The sequence below is a fragment of the Planctomycetaceae bacterium genome (genome assembly GCA_041398785.1).
Taxonomy (GTDB): Bacteria; Planctomycetota; Planctomycetia; order Planctomycetales; family Planctomycetaceae; genus JAWKUA01.
This window is the reverse complement of record JAWKUA010000031.1, coordinates 49,488-62,084: the sequence shown is the minus strand read 5'-3', so window position 1 is coordinate 62,084 and position 12,597 is coordinate 49,488. Positions and strand designations below refer to the sequence as shown.

8 protein-coding genes are annotated in these 12,597 nt (G+C 59.7%); 4 read left to right on the top strand and 4 right to left on the bottom strand.

Features of this window, described 5'->3' with window-relative positions; all coding sequences use genetic code 11:
- A partial coding sequence (locus R3C19_24635; GenBank protein ID MEZ6063549.1) for a prepilin-type N-terminal cleavage/methylation domain-containing protein occupies positions 1–116 on the bottom strand: 116 nt, incomplete at its 3' end.
- A 1,607-nt stretch (positions 117–1,723) separates the two neighbouring features.
- Between R3C19_24635 and R3C19_24630 the strand changes: the two genes are divergently transcribed.
- The 3 genes from R3C19_24630 (at position 1,724) to R3C19_24620 (ending at position 7,330) form a co-directional block, all read left to right on the top strand.
- A complete protein-coding gene (locus tag R3C19_24630; protein ID MEZ6063548.1) occupies positions 1,724–2,131 on the top strand; it encodes a BlaI/MecI/CopY family transcriptional regulator in 408 nt (135 codons plus the stop codon).
- The gene (locus R3C19_24625) at positions 2,124–3,995 is read left to right on the top strand and encodes a M56 family metallopeptidase (protein ID MEZ6063547.1); all 1,872 of its coding nucleotides are present in this window, start codon (positions 2,124–2,126) and stop codon (positions 3,993–3,995) included. The genes R3C19_24630 and R3C19_24625 overlap by 8 nt, the downstream gene beginning before the upstream one ends.
- 1,103 nt (positions 3,996–5,098) lie before the next feature.
- The gene (locus tag R3C19_24620; protein ID MEZ6063546.1) at positions 5,099–7,330 is read left to right on the top strand and encodes a protein kinase; all 2,232 of its coding nucleotides are present in this window, start codon (positions 5,099–5,101) and stop codon (positions 7,328–7,330) included.
- Positions 7,331–7,425: 95 nt separating this feature from the next.
- Here R3C19_24620 and R3C19_24615 read toward each other — a convergent pair whose 3' ends face one another.
- Positions 7,426–7,827 carry a hypothetical protein gene (locus tag R3C19_24615; GenBank protein ID MEZ6063545.1) on the bottom strand — a complete coding sequence of 134 codons (402 nt, stop codon included), beginning with the start codon at positions 7,825–7,827 and terminating at the stop codon, positions 7,426–7,428.
- A 1,409-nt stretch (positions 7,828–9,236) separates the two neighbouring features.
- Here R3C19_24615 and R3C19_24610 point away from each other — a divergent pair.
- Entirely contained in the window at positions 9,237–10,013 is a 777-nt protein-coding gene (locus R3C19_24610; GenBank protein MEZ6063544.1) for a gamma-glutamyl-gamma-aminobutyrate hydrolase family protein, read from the top strand.
- Between the two features lie 72 nt (positions 10,014–10,085).
- Here R3C19_24610 and R3C19_24605 read toward each other — a convergent pair whose 3' ends face one another.
- Positions 10,086–11,768 (bottom strand): fatty acid CoA ligase family protein, encoded by a 1,683-nt coding sequence (locus R3C19_24605; protein ID MEZ6063543.1) that lies wholly within the window; start codon positions 11,766–11,768, stop codon positions 10,086–10,088.
- A gap of 48 nt (positions 11,769–11,816) precedes the next feature.
- Positions 11,817–12,548 (bottom strand): FKBP-type peptidyl-prolyl cis-trans isomerase, encoded by a 732-nt coding sequence (locus R3C19_24600; GenBank protein MEZ6063542.1) that lies wholly within the window; start codon positions 12,546–12,548, stop codon positions 11,817–11,819.
- Positions 12,549–12,597: the final 49 nt, after the last annotated feature.

The following is a 12,597-nucleotide window of genomic DNA, read 5'->3' as shown; positions in this document are numbered from 1 at the left end:
TGCACGGCGGGCAGCAGCAGTGCGATGAGAATGGCTATGATCGCGATGACGACCAGAAGTTCGATCAGTGTAAATCCGCGATGGCGAATTCGCGGAGCCTGGGTCGTGTCAGTCATTCTGTATGTCTTTCGTCGTTGCATTGTTTGATCGGTGAAGGAACGGGCGAGTCACCGGCGCGCGGCCCGACCGCGTGCGTACAGGGACACAGATTCTTCGTGATGCCGATGGAATCCGCCGGATCGCGCGACCGGTGATGGCACGCTCACAACAGGTTTTTCAACCAGCTTTGTGAGGAGCGAGCCGAACCCCGCGTGAGCGTGCGAGCACAGGTCGCGCGCAGCCGAACTGCATTCAGCGCAGACAGCAGACGCTGGAGCGGACACGGGCAGATTCAATCGAGAATCGATTGGCAAGCGGCCTTCACGCCAGGCGCGGCGGAGGCTCAGGCGGTTCGGCGGCGATCGACGCCGCGACGACCGATCGAGGGCGGTCCCAGTCTCCCGGAGTTGCCGGGAATTCCGGTACATACGCGGCAGGAATCAAGGCCCACGGAAGCGAGTTCCAGGAGAGCCCCTGCCCGCGACACTTCATCAACTCAACGCCGATGACGTAACGCGTCGAGTCGCCAGACGCTGATTCGGCGTTGCCTTTCTCATGCCCCGATTCACCTGCCGAACGCGAACAACACGCCGAATGGCTTTGAGATTCGCAGCAGGAGTCGCGACGCGCCGATGCGGCCGCCTTCGAACAATGCGAACACTTTTTCTCAACTGGTCCTTTCGCGACCGGCTCATTCGCGCCGGCGACCGTTGCGCCGGCCTCCGCCTCCGTTCGCGCCGCTTCGACGACGTACTGCGGAGGAGTCACGCCGTTTTCTCGAGCCCAGGCGATTTTCTGAGCATTGGTGAAACAGCAGCATTGCTTCCAGCACTGGTCAGCCGATGCACAGCCGCACGGACGATCCTGGCAGGGAAACGGCTCCGACAAATCCTTTCCTGGCGAAGGCACATTTCCCAACGGGAGCGGAAAGAATGAAGCGCAAATCGACACGAGAACCGCCAGAGCTATCAGCCTGCGGCTCAATCGCTGTCCGGAAAACGCTCGCCGACGAAACATGGCAACTTCCAGCGATCCCGCAGTGGAACCACCGAACTAAACTGTTGCCGGCTCACTCCTCACGGCGACCAAAATACCGGGACCACCGGGCAACCGCAATCGGTCCGGCGTTTTTCGTAATCATGGGAGAAGTCCGTTTCATCCGGGAAATGAAGGAACTGGTGTCACTTTTTCACACTGCATCTGTGGCCTGTCGGGCGCGGTCGGATGAGTGCCGAGGTGCGACAGATGTCCTGGACGGCGAGACTGCTGCCGAGCCGCTGCCGCAGCGGACATTCTATGGCACACGCGACGCGACTGGAGCCCCGCCCGATGACAGCGTCATTCCGATTGCCTTGCTCATGCGATCCGGCAATACATGGATCACCACGCGCAGTTTGATGCTTCAGCATTGAATCCGTTTCGCGGAACCGCGGTACTGTGAGCTATCGTTCGATCCACCTGAAATCGCCGGGTCAGTCAAATGGAACGCCGCCGCGTTTTGCGGCACTTCGCAGACGTCGCTTGTTCGAGGTTCAGCAACGTGAGCGATTTCGTGTTGACGAACTATGACGAAAGTCGTACTGTGCCCGAATTATGACATTCGTCGTAGTTAGGAGGCACGACTTTGGCAAAGCGGAAGAGAAAGGCTGCAGACATTCGCCTGGGAGCCGGCGAACTGGAACTGCTGGACGTGCTGTGGCGAGCGGGCGCGGTCACGATTGCGGAGGCTCAGGCAGGCCTGGAACGCGAGCAGGGTTACACCACGGTGCAGACGCGGCTGGACCGGCTGGTCGCCAAGGGCGTCGCCGGAAAATCGGCCACTCGGCCGGCAAGGTACAGCGCCGCGGTTTCCGAACAGGACGTCACGCGCGACGACCTGAATGTGCTGGTGCGACGCGTGACCCGCGGGCGAGTCGTCCCGCTGATCGCTCATCTGGTCAGCGACCGCACGCTGACGTCGGATGAAATCCAGCAGATCCGTGCTCTGATTGAAGAAGCCGAAGCACGTTCCGAAGGAGACACCGATGGCTGAATTGCTCGCACTTCTGCTGTGGCTGTTTGCCCGCGCGACGCTGCTGCTGGCGATTGCATTTGTGTTGACGAAACTGCTGCTGCGAACCGTCAACGTCCGTTCAGCCCGGTTCCACATGCTGACCTGGCTGACGGTCGTCGCGCAGGGGCTGATGCTTCTGCCGTACAACGTCGAATGGAAGGTGTTCGATGATCCCTCTGCCCGGGCGACAACAACTGCCGGTCCGACGATGTCAGCACAGCCGCGCGGTTCAACTCAACGGGACAGCTCTGCGACTGTGGCAGTACGGGTCTCCCGGAACGAGCCTGATTTCTCAATGCGCGATTCCGAGTCTGTCTCGCAGATTTCCGGTCCGCCAACTCAAGCGGTTGTCGCTGCCGCGAATACACTCACTGGCTGGCCGTCGCCGGTCGCGATCATTGCCGGCATCTGGCTGTTCGGCGTTGTCGTGAGCGCGGCATGGCTGGTGACAGGATATTTTCGATTCCTGCAACCGGTGCTGAAGGCGTCGTCCGAGGACGCGGCGGTGAATTCCGGGACAGCGAAGTGGCAATCGGAATGTGACTTCGTGCGCCGCGAGATCGGGTTTCGTCCCGCAGTGACAATTGCCCTGACAGAAGACGACGGCCCCGCTGTGTGCTGGGTGCCGTCCGGGTATCGGATGCTTGTTCCTGCCGGTCGATGGGAACGGCTGACGGCAGCCGACCGTGAAATGGTGCTGTATCACGAACTGGCTCACCTGCGCCGCGGTGATCTGTGGACGATTGCCGGGTGCAGCCTGATCGCGTGTCTGCACTGGTTCAACCCGCTGTCGTGGCTGGCGGTTTGGCGCGTGGCGGAGTGTACCGAATGGGCGTGCGACGAGTTCGTTCGCCGCTCGTGCCGTCAGCCGGCGACCCACTACGCTCGGCTGCTGCTGGAACTGGCGACCGCTTCCGGCGCTGTACCGCGATTGATTCCCTCGGCAGCCGGACACAGTCTCGTCCGGCGCACCGAACGACTTCTCAACCCCGGTTTCAAGGAGGATTCCCTGATGAAGAAGCTGACCATTCTGAGTGTTGCGACAATGCTGGCCGTTGCCGGTGCCGTCAATGTGCGGCTGACGGCTCAGGAAACCGAGGGCGATTTGCCACAAACTTCAGCCACCGCGCCATTCGAAGCGCCGTCCGCCGATGCGCCGTCGACGGCTGCTGCGAAACCGATCGATGCAGTGGATTCCGGCAGTGCCGATCAGGCAACCCCGATCATGCGTCAATCCTCCTCGACGCTGGCAGTCGTTCCGGACCTGACAGACGCGGCGGCACTCAAGCTGTTGCAGCCGGCCGACGGATCGCCAACTCGCCCAACCTCAACGGAAGCCGTCATCGACGTGACGTACGTGATCAACCATCTGCCGGAATTCGAATCCCAGCGCCGCGATCGTCAGAAGCAGATGCGAACGCACCACGAGAAGCTGAGAGCAGAATCCCAGTTGATGCACACCATGAAAGCCCAGGTCGCGGCGGCGTCGCCGGTGGAACGCGAAAAGCTGCTGGTCGAAGTTGCCGAACGCGAGGCTCGGCTGCGGATTGAACGGGACTCGGCACGACAGCGCCTGACACTGGCGGAAGCCAGAGCGCATGCCGCTGCCTTCCGCCGGGTGCGCGACGCAATCGCCGCGTACGCTCGCGAGAACGGCATCCAGATCGTCCGCCGAGCCCGTATCGGTCGCGAACAGCAGGCCAGGCTCGATTCCGATGACCCGCAGGCCATCATTCAGGCAATGAACGAACCGGTGCTGTATATCGCCGACGAAGGCATGGACATCACCGACGCCGTCCTTGAACGCCTGAAGGCCGAATCACAAGCCGACGGCAGCGAATAACCCCGCATCACTTCTCGCCCCGGGCCGAATGCTGGCATCTTCAGGCAATCGAAACGATTGGTCAAAGTCGTTTCAGCCCCGGCAATGACCTTTAGGTTCCGTCGGGTCGCCGAAACCTGCATTGGCACACGGGCGCGGTCATCGGGAGGGCGAGGCTCCCGCCGAGCCGCGTAGGCCAGAGGACGTCCGTTGCGGCAGCGGCTCGGCGGGAGCCTCGCCCTCCCGAGGGTATCATCTGTGTGAATCTGCGAAATCTGTGGCTGGCCATTTCGGACCGCAACGCCGGATGGAGTCAGGACGTCTCACAACGTTTTCCGACGGCGTGCGCTGCACAGCTTCTTCGAAGATGTGGTACCCGGTGGCGAGCGCATGTTTGGGAGAGCGAGGCTCCCGCCGAGCCGCGTAGGCCAGAGGACGTCCGTTGCGGCAGCGGCTCGGCGGGAGCCTCGCCCTCCCGAGGGTATCATCTGTGTGAATCTGCGAAATCTGTGGCTGGCCATTTCGGACCGCAACGCTGGATCGAGTCAGCACGTCGAATAACGCTTTCCGGCAGCTGCGCGCACAACTTCTTCGAAGATGTGGTACCCGCGATTCGCGTATGTTTGGGAGGGCGAGGCTCCTGCCGAGCCGCGTGTGCCAAAGGAGGCCCGATGCGGCAGGTGGCTCGGCGGGAGCCTCGCCCTCCCGAGGGTATCATCTGTGTGAATCTGCGAAATCTGTGGCTGGCCATTTCGGACCGCAACGCCGGATGGAGTCAGCACGTCTCATAACGCTTTCCGACGGCTGCGCCGCAAACTTCTGCGAAGATGTGGTACCCGGTTTGGCCGACGCGCCGGCAGAGCCCGAGTCGGCGGAATCCTGAGATCTTTCTGAACGATCTTAGGGGGCTGGTGACTTCATCACTGGGTTTGCGTAATCTGGGTTCGCATGCGAGCACACCAGCCGTCCCCGTGTATTCGCCGCGCCGCCGTAGTCCGGACTCACGAACGGGCCGGCGGTAATCGGCGTGTCGTGCGGCGGGGATTGCACTCAGGGTGCGGTTGTAAGTTCGCGGCGGGATGCTCGTTTTTCAGTGACGTTGCCGGACATCTGCGGAGCCTGCCATGACGTTTCATTTTCGCTGTCCCAATTGCGATCACAAGATCGAAGTGCTGCAGCAGAAGGACTTCGTACTTCAGGGCGAAGAAGAAATCATCGAGTGCCCGTCGTGCCACAGCCGGGTCAGTCTGTCGAACGAATCGGAATCGACAATCGTTCTGCCCGAAGGCCGTCGGGTCGCTCATTTTCGAATCATCCGGCTGCTGGGTGAAGGAGCCTTCGGAGCCGTCTATCTGGCATTCGACGAAGAGCTTCAGCGCAACGTCGCCCTGAAGGTACCGCGCCCCGATCGCGTCAACCCGCGGTCGGAAGTCGAATTCCTGCGTGAAGCTCGCGCAGCCGCGGCGTGCGAGCATCCGAATCTGGTCAGGGTTCACGAAGCCGGGAAATTCGAAGACGGTTACTACATCGCGATGGAGTACATCGACGGCATCTCACTGTCCCAATACCTGAAGACTCATGAATTGTCGGCCACCGACGCTGTGCGGCTGATGATTCCATTGCTGCGGGCCTGCCAGGTGTTTCATGACCGGGGCATGGTGCATCGCGACCTGAAACCCGCGAACATTCTGCTCGACGGACAGCGTCAGCCTCACATCACCGACTTCGGCCTTGCCAAGGTTGTTCAGTCACACGACATCAGCGTCACTCACAGCGGCAACATCGTCGGCACGCTGTACTACATGTCGGCCGAACAGGCCCGAGCCGACGCCAACATCGATTGCCGCACGGACGTGTATTCGATGGGCGTCATCCTGTACCAGATGCTGACGGGTCGGCGGCCGTTCAATGCTTCCAGTCTGCACACGCTGCTGTACAGCCTGCAGCACGACGATCCATCGTCACCGCGAAAACACAATTCAAAGGTCCCCCGCGATCTGGAGACGATTGTGTTGAAGGCGATCCGGAAGGAACGAGAACGCCGTTTCGAATCAGCCGGCCAGATGGCCGACAGCCTGCAACTGTTCCTCGACGGCAAACCAATCCCCGACAAACCCGTCAGCCTTGCCGAACGGACAATCAAGTGGGCCAGCCGCAATCGAGCCATCGCCGCCAGCTCACTGGTAACGACGCTGACGTTACTCTTCGCAGCCGTGGCAATTTTCCTAACGCCTCCCCCGCCTCCCCCGCCGCCCGTGGCGCCCTCGGACCACGTGCCGGTGATCATTGAAACGACTCCACCGGCAACCGAGATCCGATTCGTGCGCTACGACGACACGCTGCGTGTTCCCCATGGATCGGGATTTACAGCGACCACAACCAGCGGCGAACCGGTTCACCTTCAGCCTGGTGTGTACAAGGTATTTGCCCGCGACGCCAACGGGCGCTACCACGAAGTGTGGCGCACGGTGCCGGAAAAGAATTCCGGGACACCGCTGGAACAGCGTTTTCCGCACACGTTTTACAGCCGGGATGACGTCGACAACATTATGCTGCCTGCATTCAAATTGTTCACCGACAGTGAACTCTGGACCGCATTCGGCCACGATCTGGTCAGGATTGACGGTGGGACGCTCCGGATGGGCGACCCGCAGGGTGGCGATCTGGTTCAGCAGCGTACTCGGGAAGTTGCCAGTTTCCTTGTCGCCAGGGACGAAGTCAGCGTCGGGCAGTTTCGTTCGGTTCTGAATAAGCCGATCCCCTGGTTCGACGGAAAGCTCACGTGGCTGGAGACATTCGACAGGCAGTTTGAAATCACAGCACCGCCACCCGCCAATCAACCGATGTCCGGTTGCCCGATTGACTGGGCAATTCTTTTCTCGGAACTGACAGGCGTTCGCCTGCCTGCGAATTACGAATTCGAATACCTGGCGATCCAGCGCACAGGAGCGTACAGTGGTGACACCGGACAGTCTATTCGCGACGCTGCGAACTGGGGTATTGTCGCGGTCGGCCAGCCAACGCCCGATGAGTGGTCAGAGCATGGGATCAGAAACCTTCTGTACAGCGTCGCGGAGTACACCGACAGCGTCAACGTTCACTATAAGATCATCTACCCGGAATCCTACGGCATCATGCCGAAGGACCGGGCTGAACTCGATCACGTTCTTGAAGCAAACGCACCGCGTGAAGCCCGCGGCGCTCCTCCAGGATGGGCATATCAGGACGAGTCGCAGCCTGACACAGTCACAGCCAGGACCCGCCTATCGATCCCGGCAGGCCCGCAGCTTGATTCCGAACTGAAGACGACGCTATCCAGATTCGGCTGGCGAGTTTACCGGTCGGTTCCGGAGTAACCGGTGGCTTCGCTCATGGAAAGCCATCGGCACTGCAATCTTTGTCTCGTTGTCAACAAATATTCTATCGCAGCAACCGCAAAAGAATCCGTTTGCTAGTTGTGCCCGATTAAGTGGTAGTACTTAAAGTTCGCCGCAGGCTGCTGTGGTGCAGTCGAAGCAGGGTATCGGATGACTGCTTCCTGCTTGCTTTCATCCCCATTCGGTGCTGTGAGCTTAGTGATGTCACCGGACCTGGGCTTGGGCGTGTAGTCTTCTGAGTTCCCAGGATCACCGTTCAGTCGAATTCCGAAGTATCGAATGCGATGCAGATCATTGTTGTCTTTTTCGCCGGTGGTATCGGAGTCGGCATAAATCTTGACCGAGTTCCTGAGCGTCATCTTATAGAGTGCAAAGAAATTGTTATCATGCTTTATGATCTTTTGGAGCTTGATGTCTCTTACGCGGGTGGAGTTGACGATCCAGTCTTTTGTTGGGTCAGCGCCGTCCATGTCCATTGCGATTTGCCTCAGCTCGAAATCGCCACTGACTGCAAAACGTCGTGGGATTTTCTTGACACCGTTTGGCTCGTTCAGAAGCTCATGATCGACAAACGACGACTGCAGTCTCCTTAAGGGTAATGGGGATCCGTTTAAGTAGCAGCTGCCGTTTTTGCACTCACAGACATCAGTGTTGCAAGCGACCCAGACGGTCCATGAATATGGCTGACCGCACGGTCGCACCTGGTAGCTGCAAATCGTGCCGCCGATTACGGGGATCTCAGCGAGCTTGAGAATTGGACATTGACTGCTACTTGGGTTGAATTCCGGAATGCAGGGAACGCAGGGACAGCACGGCCACGGTTGCGGACAGCACCAGTTTGGAGGAAGGCAGCCGGCTACGGGAGCGCACGTGGTGACACATTGCGATACGGGTCCGTTGCATGGAAAGGACAAGCATCGTAACGGCGCGCATTGCAATGTCGGATAGCATGGTGAACATCGATTGCGAATTTGTAACGGCCTCTGCCAGCGCTGGGCACTTGCCGTGGTTGCGAGTAAGCACACGCTCACGACCTGCAAAACTGCCACCGCGATCACTCGATTCTTCATTCTGTGTGTCCCGTTGCTGAAGGCCCGTCCACACGGATGCCGCGAGACGATGAGTGGCGTGTGTGGAACTGAGTGGTTTCACCCATGTATCTCCAGGAAGGGAAAAATCGGCAAGCATTGCAGTATGGAAAATCTGGAAATTACACAGGATTCACGGGAAATGTGCATGCGTTCACTTATGGAGAAAATCGGAGCGTGACGGCTGGATTCGAAGACCGAGACGGCCGTCGGAACGCTGTGCTCTCGGTCCACAAGGGCCTCCGCGTGATGACTGCCAGGTCCCTGAAAAACCTGCCTACAAACGGTGAGCCTACAAACCGCAAGCCAAGCCAGTGGATCAAGCGGGCGACTGTTGCGGCGGCTCGCCAGGCTCTGATACGAAGCTGAGCAATCTCGCCCGTTGCGCGCTGAACCGGATTCAGCACAATCCGCCGTTGACAGGCCGGCGGCGCGGTTTCTGCCGGAAACACTACATCTGGTGGCGGAGTTGCTCGCTTCCGCAAAATCTTCGATCTGCTTTACAGTCGATTTGGCCTTGACTAATGTTCCCGCCCTCAGTCGCGGAGAAACAGGAGTTCATCTTCGGCGGCTGATTGTTGAAAGCGTTCGATGACTTCTGGCGGTGGCTGTTGAACCGTCGGATTGCTGGAAGGAACCAGCCAACATGTTGCAGGATGGATTCTGCTGTCTGATTGCTCACGGGACGCCGGACGTTTCCGGTCATCTGCTCCCGCCGAACGCAGGACCGTTTCACTTCTGTGAATTCAGCGTGCGCTGAGTTCGCGTCACTCAATTCTCCAGGGAAGGAATTTGCGATGAATCGCAGCAAACCAGTCGTTGGCATCACGGGAGACTTTCGTCCGGAACGGTACAACGGAGCCGCGCTGAGCTGGTTCAATACCGGCTACTATGACAGCGTCACGGCAGCCGGCGGAATTCCGCTGCTTCTGCCTCCGTATGAGGACGAAAAGGATCTGCAGCAGATTCTGAATCAACTGGGCGGACTGGTGCTGGCCGGATGTAACCTGGATCTGGACCCGATTGCTCTGGGCATGCACAACCATCCTTCGAACAAGAAGATGCCGCCGCGGCGGGAAACGTTTGATCGGCGGATCGCCCGGATGGCGATCGACATGAAGCTGCCGATCCTGGCAATTGGTTCGGGGATGCAACTGGTCAATGTGTTGTGCGGCGGAACTCTGTACCAGCACATTCCGGAAGACCTGCCGCGAGCCCTGCATCATCGGGACGAAGTCGAGAAGAACCTGCGGCACGTGCTGGAGGTCGTTCCGGGCAGCCATTTGGATGAGATCTACGGTCCCGGCGAAGTTCGCGTCAACAGTCATCATCACATGGCCGTTCGCGATTTGTCGAGCCGCTTCCGCGTCGGCGCGACGTGTCCTGACGGCGTGATCGAAGCCTACGAATCCGTGTCGGACGACTGGTATTGCCTGGGAGTGCAGTGGCATCCGGAAAGCAACACTGCGTCGGCTCTGGACATTCAGATTTTCGAATCGTTCATTCAGGCAACCGGCCGACAGCAGAACGTCGATGTGATCCCGATTTCGTCGATGATGCGCAAGGCGGCGTAGCAGCAGTCGCCCGCCGGAAGTCAGAATTCAACATTGCCGATCGCCCGGCTTCTTTGCGGAAGCCGGGCGTTTTCATTCTGCGGCACTGCGGTCGAATCGCTGCTGAGCGGCCCAGACGGCCAGTTGTTCGCGGTTGATTTTCACGTTGTGGCGAGTGTCCACCGGCAGCGACGGATGAAACAGGATTCGGTTGATGCCCGACGTCAGCGGATTCGCGCGGCCGAGCGCCAGCAGTTCGTTTCGCAGCGATTCTTTGGCGGACCGGGATTCGGGAAATCGGCCAGTTTCCGGTTCCGCGATGATGACCGGAACCTGCTGACCGCGTGGACCGATTCCCGCGAGTGCGGTGCGATAGATTGCCGGATGCTGGTTGAAGATTGCTTCACAGCGAACGGAATACAGCGGGCCGCTTTCGGTAAACACGATGTGAGCCTTCCGGCCGCAGAACCAAAGGCGACCCGCGTCGTCCAGGTAACCAACGTCTCCCATGCGATGCCAGAATTCGTCGCCGTCGGTGATTTTCGCCAGAGCCGTTGCGTCCGGCCGACGGAAATATTCCCGAGTCGCGACCGGCCCGCGAACAATGATCTCCCCGATTTCGCCGGCAGGCAGTTGCGTGGCCTGGCGCATGTCGCTGATCGGATCAAACGTGACGTCGATGATGCGGACCTGCATTTGATCGAACACGGTTCCGACGCACGTTCCGGCTCCGGACGCGGTCTGTTTCGCCGTCTCGGAAAGAACCTGCCGGCCTCCAATCGCCGCCACCGGCAGACATTCGGTGGCTCCGTACGGTGTGAACAGATCGGCGTTGTCCGGCAGAGCCTTCGTGATGCGTTCCAGCACGTGATTCGGCACGGGAGCTCCCGCCGAAAGGATGCGACGCAGCGTTGGCAGCCGAATGTCGTTCTGTTCCAGGTAGCGGCCGACGGTATTCCACAGCGCCGGCGACCCGAAGGCCTGAGTGACTCCGTTGTCGCGGATCGCTTCCAGAATCTTCTTCGGATCGACGCGTGCGGGTTTCGTCGGATCCATGTCGGGGATCACCGTCGTAACCTGCATCGCAAGGTTGAACAGCGCGAACAGCGGGAATCCGGGCAGGTCGACTTCTCCCGGCTGAATTCCGAAACGATCGCGAATCAGATCCACCTGAGCGTCGAACATGCCGTGTTCGTAGTGAACACCCTTCGGCGGACCGGTGCTGCCGCTGGTAAAAATGATGGCCGCGGAATCCGTGCTGAGCGTTTCCGGCAGCGGAATGGATTCGTCGCCACCGATCCGCAGCAGTTCCGGATACGACACACATCCGAACCGCCGGCGCCTGGGGCCGACAATGACGTTGAACTTTGCGTTACGAAACCTGCCGAACATCACCCGGCGGATCAACTGAACCGGCGGGATGGCGATGAATCCGTCCGGATCGACTTCATCCAGGCAATTGAAGATGCTGGAACGTCCCATGCCGGGATCGATCAGCGTGCAGACGGCGCCGGACCGAAACACGCCAAACGTCAGCGCGACGAATTCCAGTGACGGTCGCACCATCAGAATCAAGCGCCGGCCGGGCGTTACTCCCAGCCGGATCAGTCCGCGCGCGATCCGGTCGGCTTCTTCGTCAAGCTGCTGAAACGTCAGATACGAATAGGCGACTCGGCCGAACCGATCGCGAGCCTCGGGAAACACGACCGCGCGCTGGGTAGGAGCCGCCGCGGCGGCAGTCCGCAATCGGTCGGCGATGTTCAGTCGTCGCGTCATGGTGCACTGCGGATTCGTCTGCGTAGCGAACGACCTGCCGCCTTTGTGTCAATTGACGACCTTCATCAGTTCGACATCGAACACGAGCGTCGAATTCGGAGGAATCCCCGGCCGTCCCATCGGACCGTAGGCAATTCCGGAGGGGATAAAGAAGCGATACTTCGCACCGGCCTTCATCAGTTGCAGACCTTCCGTCCAGCCGGAAATCACCTGCGTGACGCCGAAGGAAATGGGTTCTTCGTCGGCGGTCGGAGCATCGCCTTCGTAGGACTGATCGAAGACCTTGCCGTCGATGAATTTGCCTCGATAGTGGACGACGACTTCGCTGTCAGTGGTCGGAGACTTTCCGGTGCCTTCCTTCAGCACGAGATACTGCAGGCCGGTGCGAGTGGTCTTGACGCCGTCCTTTTTCGCGTTGGCCGTCAGATAGGCTTCGCCGTCTTCCTTGTTCTTTTTCGCGGCCTGTTCGCGCTTTGCGGCCTGTTCCTGTTCGTATGCCCGGACGACGGCCTGAATGTCTTCTTCGGTGAGTTCCGGTTCCGTTCCCTCCAGAATGGCGGCGATGCCGCGAGCCACAACGGCCGGGTTGATATCCAGCCCCTGCTGCTGGAACTGCCGGCCAAGGTTCAGTCCCAGAGCGTAGCTGAATCGGTCTTTGACGGTTTCCAGTTCCGTGGCAGCCGGCTTTTCCTGAGCCGGCGCTGCCTGCGCGCGAACCGGCCGGGCCGTGAAGAAAGTCAGCGTCATGGCCAGCAGGCAGATGATGATCGGTTGTCGCATGGAACAGAAATCCTTTGCAGGCGGGAAAGTCGGTGACGTGAACTGAGTC

What these genes read in the sequence shown, in the direction of transcription:
- R3C19_24625 (MEZ6063547.1), top strand. Translation starts at nt 2,124, where the DNA reads ATGGCTGAATTGCTCGCACTTCTGCTGTGGCTGTTTGCCCGCGCGACG.
- R3C19_24620 (MEZ6063546.1), top strand. Translation starts at nt 5,099, where the DNA reads ATGACGTTTCATTTTCGCTGTCCCAATTGCGATCACAAGATCGAAGTG.
- R3C19_24615 (MEZ6063545.1), bottom strand. Translation starts at nt 7,827, where the DNA reads ATGGACATGGACGGCGCTGACCCAACAAAAGACTGGATCGTCAACTCC.
- R3C19_24610 (MEZ6063544.1), top strand. Translation starts at nt 9,237, where the DNA reads ATGAATCGCAGCAAACCAGTCGTTGGCATCACGGGAGACTTTCGTCCG.
- R3C19_24605 (MEZ6063543.1), bottom strand. Translation starts at nt 11,768, where the DNA reads ATGACGCGACGACTGAACATCGCCGACCGATTGCGGACTGCCGCCGCG.
- R3C19_24600 (MEZ6063542.1), bottom strand. Translation starts at nt 12,548, where the DNA reads ATGCGACAACCGATCATCATCTGCCTGCTGGCCATGACGCTGACTTTC.